This is a genomic window from Phytobacter diazotrophicus (assembly GCF_052061655.1).
Taxonomy (GTDB): domain Bacteria; phylum Pseudomonadota; class Gammaproteobacteria; order Enterobacterales; family Enterobacteriaceae; genus Phytobacter; species Phytobacter diazotrophicus.
Map to the genome: position 1 here is coordinate 4173935 of NZ_CM125428.1, position 12894 is coordinate 4186828.

Here is a 12894-nt window from a genome sequence, read left to right on the forward strand (position 1 = left end):
ATAATCATGAGCAGTGAAGTCGTTTCACCAGATACGAACAGCATTGATATCAGTGACCTGCGGGTTGATGGCGAGCGTTTGTGGCAATCGTTAATGGACCTCGCGCAAATTGGCGCCACGCCCAAAGGCGGAGTCTGCCGTTTAACGCTGACCGACCTCGACCGTCAGGGTCGAGATTTGGTCGTCAGTTGGGGCAAAGCGGCCGGGCTGTCGGTCGAAATAGATCAGATTGGCAACGTCTTCATGCGCCGCCCAGGCCGCAACAATGCTCTAAAACCGATTGTCGCCGGTAGCCATATCGACACCCAGCCAACCGGGGGCAAGTTCGACGGCAACTTTGGCGTGCTCTCGGCACTGGAAGTTATTCGTACCCTGAACGATCGCGGTATTGAAACCGAAGCGCCGGTGGAGATGGTTTTCTGGACTAACGAAGAAGGCTCACGCTTTGTGCCGGTCATGATGGGCTCTGGCGTCTTCGCGGGTATCTTCCCTCTGGAGACGGCCTATGCCGCAACCGACACTGAAGGAAAATCGGTGAAAGATGAGCTGTTCAAAATTGGTTATGCGGGCGATATTGTACCGGGCGACCACCCTATCGGCGCCTATTTTGAAGCCCATATCGAGCAAGGCCCCATCCTTGAAGATCAGGACATCACCATCGGCGTGGTGCAGGCAGTGCTCGGTATTCGCTGGTATGACTGTACCGTCACGGGGATGGAGTCTCACGCCGGGCCAACGCCCATGGTGATGCGCAAAGATGCCCTGCAGGTTGCCACACATATCATGCAGGAAGTGGTCAATATTGCCGGGCAATTTGCGCCTCACGGACGCGGGACCGTGGGCATGGTACAGGTGCATCCTAACAGCCGCAACGTCGTGCCCGGCAGTGTGAAATTCTCCATAGACTTTCGCAATATGACCGACGCCGAAGTAGACAAAATGGATGCGGCCTTAAAAGCGTATATTGCGCAGATTGAACAAAAAACCGGCCTGAGCGTAGCGCTGCAACAGGTCTCCCACTACCCTGCTGCGCCTTTTCACCCGGATTGTAAAGAGGCCGTACGGCAGGCAGCGCAAAAATTAGGCTACTCTTCTATGGATATCGTCTCAGGCGCCGGACATGACGCGGTTTATATGAGCATGCTCGCACCTGCTGGCATGATTTTTATTCCCTGCAAAGATGGCATCAGTCACAATGAGATAGAATATTCCGCGCCGGAACAGGTCACGGCCGGGGCAAATGTCTTGTTACACGCTATGCTGGAAAAAGCCGGAGTTGTCTCTCGGTCATAATCGGGTTCCCCTCACCAAAAACCCGGTTGCAGGCAATCGGGTTATTTTTTTAGCGAACTGAACATTTTTTCAGAAAACCGGCTCAATAATACCCTGTAAACGTAGATGGGATTTGACTTAAGTCCCTAAGAAGTTTACAAAAGATACTGCCTTCTGTAAGACCCACATGCGTCTTTGCCATTTTCGTCCAGGCTTCCCTTTCATCGGTAAGAGAAAATGCTGGGGGATTAACCGGTTACATACCTGTTTAACCGGGTTTTGATATCTACAGGCATCTGTATGGAGTATCCAATGTTTTCTTTTGTCGCCCGCCAGGCGATTTTTGACGAAAATATGAACACAGTCGGTTATGAGCTGTTGTTCAGAGACAGCATGACGAACCGGTTTCCCGACGTTACTCCGGAATATGCCACTGCCCAAATTATCGTAGAACAGTTTCTTGGTGCGCCGCTGGGCCGTCTCAAGGAATACAGCGCGATTTTCGTTAACTTCCCCTATGAACTGTTAATACAGGGCATGGCGGAAACCTTACCCAAAGATCGCGTGATTGTGGAAATACTCGAAACGGCTGAACCCACGCCGCGCCTGCTTCAGACCGTAAAACAGCTTTATCAGCACGGTTTTCGTATCGCCCTGGACGATTTTGAACTCGGCGATACATGGAACGATTTTCTGCCCTATGTCAGCATCATCAAGTTTGATGTACGTATGAGTACACCGGAAGCGATCAAAGAGTACATAGCAAGCAAAGCTGAGCTGCTCAAAGGCACGGTTTTTCTGGCGGAAAAAGTCGAAACGCAGGAAGAGTATGAGTGCTACCGTAACCTCGGTTGCACCCTCTTTCAGGGGCACTTCTTCAGCAAGCCAGTTATTCACGCTAACAACAAGCTTATCCAGAATCAGTCTGTGACCTTAAAGCTAATGAAGGAAGTGAACACTGACTCACCGGACTTCGCCAGAATCGAAGCGCTGCTGAAACAGGACCTTGCGCTCTCTTTCAAGCTGATGCGCTATGCACAGAACATCGTCTTCAACGCGCGCGGCATTAAAAACTTTCGCAGCCAGTCGCTCAAAGACATCATCTTTTATCTTGGCGCGAATGAGCTACGCCGGTTCGTGCTGGTGGCCTGCTTAACGTCGGTGAATGTCGGCAAAACCGATGAAATCTACCACCGCTGCCTGATTCGCGGAAAATTCTGCGAACTGGCCGCCGCCCGTTCCATCAGCCGACATTCATCGGACGATGCCTTTATTGTGGGCCTGTTCTCACAACTGGACGATATCTTCGAAATGCCGATGGCGGATTTGATTGGCCAGATTGACGTCTCAAGCAATGTCATGATGGCGCTCAAAGAGAAACGTGGCCCGCTCTATCCTTATCTCCACCTGGCGCAACTGTATGAAAACCATAAATGGGAAGATGTCAGCGCGCTGGGCCATCGGCTCGGCTTCAACCGCAGCGTGGTGGCTGAATTGATCACCACGGCAACGCAGTGGGCAGATGACATTCCAACGGGTATTACCAGCTAAATCCCCCGGGTTTGGAAGTAGCGCGCATTGAGACGCATTCTACAAACCCGCGTTTTTCCACTCCCACAACGCACGTTATATTTCATCGATAAATATATCTACCAGTGCCATTCATGCAAATGGATCAAAAATGCTATTCTCTTCGTTTTCACTTTCTAATTATTACAGGAATCGCTATTCTTTACTTCCTGTTGAAATATATTCCTCACATCAATATATTAAACCACCAATATAAGCCTCATTTATTTACTCCATTTAATTATTAACACAAACCAAACAATTCGAATTAAAAACCACTAACAGGCCAAAAAACAGGATAATTATTTTAGTATAAAATGATGAAGATTTTGTGAGTTCAGGCACGATTCAAATCAGTGTAACAATGCAAAGTTTCGCGTGTTACAAGATCAATAAAATTTTACACTAGAAATAATATACAACTTAGTATTTCGCCTTGATTCTATGGTTTAATGAAATAAAGTTGATTAACGAACGAAAAAATCAATAACATTCACCCCGTCAGCAACACAGAGAAGAATTATGATTAAGCAGGCAGGAATGCCAGTCAGTCTTAATCAGCCCTTCCCGGACGAGAAGGAAGATTAAGGACAATGGTCAAACTTACAGTGTATGGATATCGTCTTGGCGAACGCAACGAAGTTGAGTTCCTGCCGTTTAAAAGATGTTTACTGCTCCCCGAAACACCGGGAAAAGCAGTTGAATACCTCAGGCCGACCATGGCAAACCTGCTGGAATACCTGCTGGCAAATGCCGTTGGTGAAATTGTCCCGGATAAAACCCTGCAAATCCAGGTCTGGGAAAATAACGGACTGAGCTGTTCCAGCCAGCGCTTGTGGCAGGTGATGCATAATCTGAAAAACAAACTGGCGCTGGTTGGTCTGCCGGATAACTTTATTATGCGTATTACCGGCAAGGGCTACATGATCGCTAACGAAATGGTGATGGAACTCTATTGCAAGCGCAGGCAGCTATCTAAAAACGGCGCAGAGTATCCATTACAGCGCACCAAGACCTTTGAGTCATCGATGAGCGGAATGATTGAGTAGAAAACATCACAACCAAAAATAAAAACTATTATTCGAAAGTATCATCAATGATTAACTAATGGACAGGGTTAAATCGAAGGGAATATCAATGAAGAGCTTATTTTTAATCCCGATGGTCATAGCAGCGATATCACTGGTAAATACCGCCAGTGCAGCCACCAATGGTACGGTTAACTTTAGCGGTAAACTTACTGACCAGACCTGCCAGGTTGTACTGAACAACGGAAGCAGTGCAAGCGGTACGGTGGAATTACCCACCGTGTCGAAAGAGCTACTGACAAGTGGCGGTGGGCATACTGCAGGAAAAACACCGTTTACATTAACATTAATTGGCTGCAAGGCCAGCACTACAACATTTGGCGTGACCGCTTATTTTCCAGCAACTGCGTATACAGATGGTGGCGGCTATTTAAAAAATATAGAAACGGGTACAACGGCTGCCGAACGTGTTACCCTTGAAATACTTCAAAAAAACGGTACCACCGAGAAGCCGTTAAAAATAGGAAGGCCAATTACTGATGCCAGCTATCAATTTACCACCGTTGCCGCTGGTGCTACATCGGTGACTATGCACTACGCGGTGCGATACAAAAACAGTTGGGTCAGTGGCTCTCAGTACAACACAACCCCCGGCAAAGTCAAAGGCATCGCCATTTACGAATTAGCGTATCAATAGCCAATAAAAGAAAGCATATCGCCAATAATTAACTTACGGAACAGATTTATACCAAAGGGAATAGTGATGAAAAAATTACTTTTAGTGGCGTCAGCCACAGCAGCAATATCTCTGGTAAATACCGCCAGTGCAGCTACCAGCGGTACGGTAAACTTTAGCGGTAAACTCAGCGACCAGACCTGTCAGGTTTTACTGAATAACGGAACCAGTGCAAGCGGTACGGTGACATTGCCAACTGTGCCAAAAGAAAGATTCCCTAGCAAGTATAGTACGACGGGTAATACAGGGTTCACATTAAAATTAATGGGTTGTAAGGCTAGCTCCACCGCATTTGGCGTATTGGCCTATTTTCCGCCTTCATCTTATATACAAAAGATGAATAATTACTTTAGTTTCCTGAAAAATCTGGAAACAGGTCCAACGGCAGCACAAGGTATATATCTTTCAATATATCAAATGTTTGGGGCTACGGAGAAGCAGATCAAGTTGGGAGAACCCATCACTGATGCGAGTTATCAATATACTACCGTTGCCGCCAATGCAACGTCGACGACCCTGACGTACACTGTGAAATATATTCGATGGGATGACGGAGTAACAGCCGGCAAAGTCAAAGGCATGGCCGTTTATGAATTAGCTTATCAATAACCAATAAAAGAAACATAATCAATAATTAACTTACGGAATAGTGACATACCAAAGGGAATAGTGATGAGAAAATTACTTTTAGTGGCATCAGTCACTGTAGCAATATCTTTGGTAAATACTGCCTATGCCGCCACCAGTGGTACGGTAAACTTTAGCGGTAAACTCAGCGACCAGACCTGTCAGGTTTTACTGAACAACGGAACCAGCGCAAGCGGTACGGTAGAGTTACCTCCAGTGTCTAAAGAAAGACTCTCCACAAGGTTTAGTCAGGCAGGTATTACGCCGTTTACATTAAAGTTAACCGGCTGCAAGGCCAGCTCCACAGCATTTGGTGTATTGGCCTATTTTCCTCGAACCACATATATAACTGAATTTGATGCTTTGGGTTTCCTGAAAAATATGGAAACCGGCACAACAGCAGCAGATGGAGTTATGTTGACAATATATAAAAATGACGGTTCTACCGAGAGGCAGATAAATTTAGGAAAACCCATCACTGATTCAGGCTATCAATTTACCACCGTTGCCGCCAACGCCACGTCGGCGACCCTGGAGTACAGCGTACGATACATAAATTTTCGTAGTACGAGCGATTCGCCCGTAACAGTCGGCAAAGTTAAAGGCATCGCTGTTTACGAATTAGCGTATCAATAACCAATAAAAGAAACATCATCAATAATTATCTTATGGAAAAGAATTATACAAAAGGGAATATCGATGAAAAACCTAATTTTAATGGCGTCCATCACGGCGGCAATACTTCTGGTAAATACAGCCAATGCAGCGACCAATGGTACGGTAAATTTTAGCGGTAAACTCACCGATCAGACCTGCCAGGTTACATTAAACGATGGGGCCAGCGCGAGCGGTACGGTGATATTGCCTACGGTACCAAAAGAAAAACTAACTACTAGCTTCAATACGGCGGGTAAGACAACGTTTAAATTAAAATTAACGGGTTGTAAGGCTAGCTCCACCCCATTTGGCGTGTTGGCCTATTTTCCTCCAACAACGTATACAGAAAGTGTAGGTCCTTATGGCTACCTTAAAAACCTTGAAACGGGCACAACGGCGGCGCAAGGGGTTTATCTTAAGATAGTTCAATTATTCGGAACTAACGAAAAAGAAATCTATTTGGGAAAATCCATTCCTAACGGCAATTATCAGTATACGACCGTCGCTGCTGGCGCAACGTCCGCAGACTTAAACTACTACACACAATACGTAAGCTGGGGTAGTACAAGCATAACAGCCGGTAAAGTTAAAGGCATGGCTGTTTACGAGTTGTATTACGAATAAATTTTTGCAGTACAAAACCATTCCATAAATACATAACTGGAAAGTAAGGAAAGCATTAGGTAGAAAAAGGATAGCACAGTTGTTCATCCTGAAGTGCTTAATAAGAAATTGATAATTATGCAGCGGTAGTTATTGCTGATAATTATCATTCACAACGAGTAAGTTCATATCAAAGGGAATATTTATGAAAAAGATTCTGTTAGTCGCCTCTATTGCCTCTGCAATGTCTCTGGCGAATGTCGCAAACGCAGCAACTGGCGGTACCATTACCTTTACCGGTAAAATCTCTGACCAGACCTGCCAGGTTGTACTGAATGGCGGCTCCAGCGCTACCGGCACCGTAACACTGCCAACCGTACCGAAAAGTGCGCTTGGTGCCACAAACAATACAGCAGGTCAAACTCCGTTCTCATTAGATCTGACCGGCTGTACTTCCGCCGCAACTGCGTTTGGCGTGACCGCGTACTTCCCGGATAACTCCACCAACATCGACACCACCACTTCAACGCTGAAAAACCTGGAAACAGGCGCAACAGCAGCAACCAACGTTGGTCTTGAACTGCTGCATGAGGCAGTATCAGGCACTAAATCTGTAGTACCGTTGGGTAAAGCTATTAGCGACACTGGTTATAAATATACCTCCGTCGCTGCAAATGCCACTACGGCCAAGATGCAGTATCACGTGCAATACAAAAACAACGGTTCTGCAGCAGCGACAGCTGGTCTTGTGAAAGGTGTTGCCGTTTACGAGTTAGCTTACCAATAATTAAATACGGGGGGGCTTCCCCCCCTTTTTTCCAAAGGAACTGGATATGTCTTATTACGCCAAAATTATCTCCGTTGCACTAGGGGCAATATTGATGACGGGTCTCAGCAATATGGCCCAGGCCAGCATTGTGCTTGACGGCACCCGCGTAGTTTACCCAGCCGGAAAAAAAGAAGTCACGGTGACGGTATCCAATCAAAATAACAACCCGGTACTGATACAAAGCTGGATCGACAGCGGAAATCCGGATGACGCCGCCAGTCAAAATACCCCCTTTATTTTGACGCCCCCTATTAATCGCATTGATGCGGGTAAAGCGCAAACCCTGCGCATCAGTTATCTGGGCTCGGCGACAATGCCAACAGACCGCGAGTCTGTATTTTACTTAAATGTGCTTGAAGTCCCGGCAAAAGCCAAAGACATGGACGAGAAGAGCAAGCTTAATATTGCCTTTCGTTCACGTATAAAATTGTTCTACCGTCCGAATGATCTTCCTGGTTCAGCAGCAGAGGCAATGGAAACGCTGCACTGGAAAATGAAAAGCGGCGGCGTAGAAGTGACCAACCCATCGAAATTCTACGTTTCCCTGGTCAATATTACCTTTACCTCAGGCGGTAAAAAAATGGCCATAAAAGGTAAAATGATTGCCCCCGGCGCCACGGAGTTCCATGAAATCCAGGACAGTTCAATAACCAGTATTAATCAATTAAGTTATACCACGGTGAACGATTATGGTGGTTATAACGAATTTAAAGCCAAACCATAATACCCGGCGGCAGAAATAATTAACGAAGAATGTTTTTATCACAAAAATAAAAATACATTCAGGGACGAAGACTTTTCGGGAGTTATTATGAAAATATCCACCGTACGCCATCATCCATTACTGTTTAAGGCTCGGTTATCGCCACTGGCTTTAATGTTAATGATGGCGTTCCCGGTCGGTATTGCGGAAGCGCAAGACGATAAACCCCGCGACTATGCACGACGCAACGTTGTGGAATTTGAATCCGATCTATTGCGTCTGGATAGCGGCAGTAAAGTTGACCTGAGCCGTTTCTCCTTTGGCTCCAGCGCCTCACCTGGTACCTATCAGGTGGCTATCTCTATCAATGGCATAGAAGCGGCCAATGAAAACGTGGAATTTAAAGCCGACGATGACCGGAAAGTTTATCCGTGCCTGACACCGCGCCTGATTGAGCTTATTAACTTTAACGAAGACAATCTGACATCCGAAATGAGCCAGGCGCTCGCCACGCCGGCAACCTGTGCGAATCTGGTAAAAATTATTCCAGAGGCCAAATTCGAGTTTGACAGTAACAAGCAGGAACTCAACATTGAGGTACCGCAGGTGTATGTCAACCGTATTGCCCGAGGTACCGTCAACCCGGAATTGTGGGACAGCGGCGTTCCGGCATTACTCTTCGGCTACTATGCAAACGCCTACGATTCCAAATACAGCAACGGCGGTAACAACCGTTCTGTCTATGCCTCGTTCAATGCCGGGTTAAATATCGGTGCATGGTACTTCCGCCACAACGGTTCGTACAGTTGGCAGGATGGCATGGGCGGAGAATACCAGGTCTCCAACAGCTACTTACAGCGTGACATTAATGCTATTCGTGGCCGTGCAATTGTTGGTGAATATAACACCACCGGACAACTGTTCAGCTCGCTACCCTTCACGGGCGCGCAAATCGCCAGCGACGAACGTATGCTGCCGGAATCACAGCGCGGTTATGCACCGGATATTCGCGGCGTGGCAAAAACCAATGCCAAAGTCACCGTTAAGCAGTTAGGCAATATTATCTATGAAACGACCGTCACCCCGGGAGCCTTCGTTATTAACGATCTCTACCCGGCAGGCTACGGTGGCGATCTGGAAGTCACCATCCAGGAAGCCGACGGCAGCACCCAGCAATACACCATTGCCTATGCCTCTGTCGCCCAGTTGCTGCGCCCCGGTTCCCAACGCTACAGCCTCACTGCGGGTAAATTGCGCAATGCGGGGGTTTCAAATGAACCCATGTTCTATGAGGCTACCTATACGCGCGGCCTGAGCAATATTTTTACCGGTTATACCGGGGCGCAGATAAGCGAAAACTATCAGGCTTATCAGATTGGGCTGGCGACAGGCAGCATAGCTGGGGCCATCAGTGTTGACGCCACCCATGCTATCAGTCAGCTAGGAAACCGGGCGGGGGGCAAAAAGACGGGCCAGAGCTACCGCGTAAGCTACAGTAAACTGTTCAATGAGACCAATAGTAACGTCACGCTTGCGGCTTACCGCTACTCAACGGCAGGCTATATGGAGCTTTTGACCGCCTTACAAACTCGCGAAACGGTGGCAAATGGCTACGATCCTAATAGCATCTGGCGCTCGAAAAACCGTTTTAACGTGAGCTTTAACCAGGGATTACCTGAAAAATGGGGCAGCCTGTTCGTCAGTGCCACACTGGAAAACTACTGGAACAGTGATAAGAAGGGCTATAACAAACAGTACCAGATAGGCTACTCCAATAACTGGAAGCGGATGAATTACAGCATCAACGTTGGTCGCAGTAAAACCAATGATGGGCGTGACCAGACCTCCTGGTACTTGAACCTCTCTTTCCCGCTCTGGGAAAGCTGGGAAACGCAGGCCCCTTATTTTAGCCTGAACTACAACCAGGATAACAACGGTGGCAAGTCTGAGCAGGCCATGCTGTCTGGCTCTATGGGTAAAGACGGCAAATACAGCTATAACCTTACCGCCTCACATGACCAGAATGGCACATCAGGTAACGTCAGCGGCGGTATGACAGGTAGCATAGCGACGGTGAATGGCGGTTATAGTACAGGCAGTGGTTACCACAGCATGTCGCTGGGTTTCTCCGGTGCGATGGTAGCACACTCTGGCGGGGTGACCTTTACCCCTTACAACAGTGATACCTATGCGCTGGTGGAAGCAAAAGACGCGAAAGGCGCCAAAATCAGCGGTTACGCAGGCACTTCCATCGACAGCTTCGGTTATGCACTCTTCCCGTCGTTGTCTGCATATCAGATGAACCAGGTCGCCATCGACCCGGAAGGTTCGTCGCTGGACGTAGAATTTGATAATACAGCGCAACGAATCGCGCCGCGTGCGGGCGCTGTGGTGAAGGTCAAATTCAACACCAACAAAGGGACACCGGTACTGATTGCCACCTCTTTTGGCGGCGAAAACTTACCTTTCGGGGCAGAGGTTCTTGATGAAAATAATACCTCTATTGGCGTTGTAAACCAGACCGGGGCAATCTATGCCCGCGTCAAGGAAGACAAAGGCACGCTGTTGGTCAAATGGGGCAATAGCACTGATGCAAGCTGTAAAGTGAACTATATGCTGGCACCAACGAAGAGCGATGCCCAGACCACTCACATTCAGCAGTTCACCAGTCCGTGTCTGCCGGTACAGGGCCCGATAAGCAAAGGTCAAAACACCGAATTGGCCAGCGCCCAGTAAACGAAAGCGCAGCAAGCGGTTTTCGTCAAAGCATCCATAGTCCCCGCTATGGATGCTTTTCTTTTACTAACAATAAGTTATGCATTATTCCACGAACCCTCCGATTTATATAACCTACCGTTATATAAATAGATGAAATTTAACTGCATTTTCATAGCGATCCCATTTGTAAAGACGCCCTTCCATGTCTACTTTTATCAGGCAAAACGAAACACTCCCGCCAACATCGGGAAAATAATCATCCTCTTTTTTGACAGGTGCATTTGTTGATGAGCGTTCATGAAATGGATATTGAATCCCCCGCAGCCCCGCATCTGGACGCCAACGATACCGGGCAGCAGATTATTGCCGGGATCCGCGCAGCACTGTTGGCCCGTAAATCCATGGCCACAAATAAGGACATTATTCTGGAGTTGCTGGTCAGGCTGGAAACCGAAAAGGATATGGCAAAACTGGACGTTTACCGAAATGCGCTTGAACGCGTGGTGCATGCCACGCCGGATGATATCTAAGCACTGCGTCTCGTTTCCTCCACCTGTAGGTGGAGGTTTTTTCTCCATCATGCCGTGCCCGGCAACCCTCTTCCCCCCGTTATACGCAGAAGCCACACTTTTTATAAGAGATTGATGCTCATCGTCATCATCCATGAAAAATATTTATACATATGCTTTTATAATCACGCTAATTATTTTTAAGAGGCTTTTGTAACGAATGGCCATATGGTCTCCCCTTCTGAAGCCATGGATTTATCTTCAGAAGGGGTATTTTTTGAACCGTCGCTCGGTATCGACTCACCCTGCATGTGTGTCCGCAGCAACCACCCGATTACGTCCCTGCTTTTTCGCCGCGTACAGCGCAGTATCGGCTTTACCGATCAGCGCGCTGGCAATCATATGTTGCGGCTTGTCCTCAGAAAAGATGCTCTCGCAATCGAGCGTTGCCACACCAATGCTGATCGTTAAGAAACCCATAGGGCTTGCGGCATGCGGCAATTTCAGCGCATTGATTTGCTTACGCAGACGCTCGGCAATCGATAACGCAGCCGATTTATTGGTATCCGGTAATATCACCAGAAACTCTTCCCCACCATAGCGGCTAACATTGGCATCCGGGTGAACCAGGGAAGTAACCAGCGCCTTCGCCACGATTTGCAGACACTCATCCCCCGCCTGATGTCCCTGGCTGTCGTTATAGAGTTTAAAAAAATCGATATCCACCAGGCAGATTGAGAGCGGAAAGTGGCCGTGATAAGAACGAGTGACTTCCGTCAGCAGGCACTCATCCATATATCGGCGATTAAACAAGCCGGTCAGGTGATCGTGCTGTGCGTGCCGCTGCAACACCAGGTTCGCGCCCGCCAGTTTTTGTTCAGCCTGACGACGCGCGGTGATATCCACCCAGGTAATCGACAGCCCCACAACATTACTACTCGCATCTGTCACAGCAATAGACTGCGCATCGTAGCAGCGGTCATGCCAGATCATTTCACGACGGGGAATGGCCTCGCCCATGTCTGCCAGAGCAAAATCTTCCTCAAAAAGATGCCAGAACTCTGGCATATGCTCGGAAAGATAGCTCTCCGCAAGCTCATGCCCATCATTGTGCAACAGATGATTCATTGCTTTATTCGACATAACCAGGCGGCCATGACGGTCAATCATACACAGCGCCACGGGGGTGGTGTCGTAGATAGTTTCCAGTTGCAACACGCGCTCACCCAGGGTCGAGATATTGCGGTCCACTCCCCGATAGCCGCGTAATTCACCGTTTTCATCAAAAAGGGGAACGCCGCTGGTTTCCAGTACCACAATGCGCCCATCGGCACGCTGGTTACGATTCACCAGGCCTGAAAAAGCCCTTTTCTCTTGCACGATCTCCATAAAAGCGCGTCCAACGCGTTCAGCCTCGCCGGGTGGCATAAAATCGAATGGGGTCTTCCCAATGACTTCACTCGGGGGATAGCCGAGCAAGCTGGTGACCACATCGGAGGCCCAGGTATAACGTCCTTGCGCATCCACTTCCCATACCCAATCCGAATTTTGATTTAATAAATCATACAGATGCTGCACATCCACATCCTGGAGAGGCGACGGCTTTTTTTTATCGTTCATGAATGTTATCCGCATGTCCAAAA

General features: G+C 47.9%; 12 protein-coding genes. 11 read left to right on the forward strand and 1 reads right to left on the reverse strand.

Annotated features, from left to right (window positions below; genetic code table 11):
• Positions 1-6: 6 nt before the first annotated feature.
• From ACS0RQ_RS20390 to ACS0RQ_RS20440, 11 genes are all read left to right on the forward strand, one after another.
• A complete protein-coding gene (locus ACS0RQ_RS20390; RefSeq protein ID WP_271850200.1) occupies positions 7-1293 on the forward strand; it encodes a Zn-dependent hydrolase in 1287 nt (428 codons plus the stop codon).
• A 291-nt stretch (positions 1294-1584) separates the two neighbouring features.
• Positions 1585-2823, forward strand: a complete 1239-nt coding sequence (locus ACS0RQ_RS20395) for an EAL and HDOD domain-containing protein (protein WP_271850201.1) — start codon at positions 1585-1587, stop codon at positions 2821-2823.
• A 611-nt stretch (positions 2824-3434) separates the two neighbouring features.
• A complete protein-coding gene (locus ACS0RQ_RS20400; RefSeq protein WP_271850202.1) occupies positions 3435-3890 on the forward strand; it encodes a winged helix-turn-helix domain-containing protein in 456 nt (151 codons plus the stop codon).
• A gap of 88 nt (positions 3891-3978) precedes the next feature.
• On the forward strand, positions 3979-4566 hold the full coding sequence (locus ACS0RQ_RS20405) for a fimbrial protein (RefSeq protein ID WP_271850203.1): 588 nt from the start codon (positions 3979-3981) through the stop codon (positions 4564-4566).
• Between the two features lie 66 nt (positions 4567-4632).
• A complete protein-coding gene (locus ACS0RQ_RS20410; protein ID WP_271850204.1) occupies positions 4633-5214 on the forward strand; it encodes a fimbrial protein in 582 nt (193 codons plus the stop codon).
• A 63-nt stretch (positions 5215-5277) separates the two neighbouring features.
• Positions 5278-5868, forward strand: coding sequence for a fimbrial protein (locus tag ACS0RQ_RS20415; protein ID WP_271850205.1), 591 nt, complete (start codon positions 5278-5280; stop codon positions 5866-5868).
• A 63-nt stretch (positions 5869-5931) separates the two neighbouring features.
• Positions 5932-6513, forward strand: coding sequence for a fimbrial protein (locus tag ACS0RQ_RS20420; protein WP_271850206.1), 582 nt, complete (start codon positions 5932-5934; stop codon positions 6511-6513).
• A 184-nt stretch (positions 6514-6697) separates the two neighbouring features.
• Positions 6698-7279 (forward strand): fimbrial protein, encoded by a 582-nt coding sequence (locus tag ACS0RQ_RS20425; protein ID WP_271850207.1) that lies wholly within the window; start codon positions 6698-6700, stop codon positions 7277-7279.
• A 46-nt stretch (positions 7280-7325) separates the two neighbouring features.
• Complete coding sequence (locus ACS0RQ_RS20430) at positions 7326-8045, forward strand: fimbrial biogenesis chaperone (RefSeq protein WP_271850209.1); 720 nt, start codon at positions 7326-7328, stop codon at positions 8043-8045.
• Between the two features lie 87 nt (positions 8046-8132).
• The gene (locus ACS0RQ_RS20435; RefSeq protein WP_271850210.1) at positions 8133-10760 is read left to right on the forward strand and encodes a fimbria/pilus outer membrane usher protein; all 2628 of its coding nucleotides are present in this window, start codon (positions 8133-8135) and stop codon (positions 10758-10760) included.
• A 269-nt stretch (positions 10761-11029) separates the two neighbouring features.
• Positions 11030-11272 carry a biofilm development regulator YmgB/AriR family protein gene (locus ACS0RQ_RS20440; RefSeq protein ID WP_271850211.1) on the forward strand — a complete coding sequence of 81 codons (243 nt, stop codon included), beginning with the start codon at positions 11030-11032 and terminating at the stop codon, positions 11270-11272.
• A gap of 279 nt (positions 11273-11551) precedes the next feature.
• On the opposite strand, the gene ACS0RQ_RS20445 is transcribed toward ACS0RQ_RS20440, so the two are convergent.
• Positions 11552-12871 carry a sensor domain-containing diguanylate cyclase gene (locus ACS0RQ_RS20445; protein ID WP_108701856.1) on the reverse strand — a complete coding sequence of 440 codons (1320 nt, stop codon included), beginning with the start codon at positions 12869-12871 and terminating at the stop codon, positions 11552-11554.
• Positions 12872-12894: the final 23 nt, after the last annotated feature.